The sequence below is a fragment of the Pseudomonas sp. 43(2021) genome (assembly GCF_017490805.1).
GTDB lineage: Bacteria > Pseudomonadota > Gammaproteobacteria > Pseudomonadales > Pseudomonadaceae > Aquipseudomonas.
The window spans coordinates 1-924 of the sequence record NZ_JAFGYJ010000087.1; the positions used below are offsets into that span (position 1 = coordinate 1).

A 924-nucleotide genomic window follows, 5' to 3' on the forward strand; every position below is an offset into this window, starting at 1 on the left:
CCTTGGCTTCCCGGTCGGCTTCGTCGGTGCTGCCGAGTCGAAAGCGGCACTGGCCGCCGACAGTCGCGGCGTGCCGTTCGTGATCATGCAGGGTCGCCTTGGCGGCAGTGCCATGGCCGCCGCCGCCGTCAATGCCCTCGCCACGGAGATCGAATGATGGAGGCCAAAGGACGTCTGATCGGCCTCGGTGTCGGCCCCGGTGATCCGGAACTGATCACCGTCAAAGCCTTGCGCCTGCTGCGCGAATCGCCAGTGGTCGCGTATTTCGTGGCCAAGGGCAAGAAGGGCAATGCGTTCGGCATCATCGAGGCGCATCTGGTCGAGGCGCAGAATCTGCTGCCGCTGGTCTATCCGGTGACCACCGAGGCGTTGCCGGCGCCGCTGTCCTATGAACAGGTCATCAGCGATTTCTACGACGAAGCCGCTGTGGCGGTCGCCGAACACCTGGATGCCGGCCGCGATGTGGCGGTGATTTGCGAAGGCGATCCGTTTTTCTATGGCTCCTACATGTACCTGCACGACCGCCTCGCCAGCCGTTATGAGGCCGAAGTCGTGCCCGGCGTGTGCTCGATGCTCGGCGGCGCTTCGGTGCTCGGCGCGCCGCTGGTGTATCGCAATCAGAGCCTGTCGGTGCTTTCCGGCGTGCTGCCCCATGAAGAATTGAAGCGGCGTCTGGCCGATGCCGATGCGGCGGTGATCATGAAACTGGGGCGCAACTTTCCCAAGGTGCGTCAGGTGCTGGAAGAACTCGGTCTCGCCGAGCGCGCGCTGTATGTCGAGCGCGCGACCATGGCCAATCAGAAGATCGTGCCGATGGATCAGGTCGAGCCGATGTCCTCGCCGTACTTCTCGCTGATCATCGTCCCGGGCGAACGGTGGCAAGGTTGATGAGCCAAGCGACTCCCGCCATCGTCATCCTCGGCC

The 924-nt window shown here is 64.0% G+C and carries 2 protein-coding genes; both read left to right on the forward strand.

Annotation, left to right across the window (positions count from 1 at the left end; all coding sequences use genetic code 11):
- A partial coding sequence (locus J5M71_RS26010) for a precorrin-8X methylmutase (RefSeq protein ID WP_207838304.1) occupies window positions 1–157 on the forward strand: 157 nt, incomplete at its 5' end.
- Window positions 157–888 (forward strand): precorrin-2 C(20)-methyltransferase, encoded by a 732-nt coding sequence (locus tag J5M71_RS26015; RefSeq protein ID WP_197890667.1) that lies wholly within the window; start codon window positions 157–159, stop codon window positions 886–888. The genes J5M71_RS26010 and J5M71_RS26015, both read left to right, overlap by 1 nt.
- Window positions 889–924 lie beyond the last annotated feature (36 nt).

Excerpts from the sequence above, each read along its gene's own strand:
- J5M71_RS26015 (WP_197890667.1), top strand. The coding sequence starts at position 157 with ATGGAGGCCAAAGGACGTCTGATCGGCCTCGGTGTCGGCCCCGGTGAT.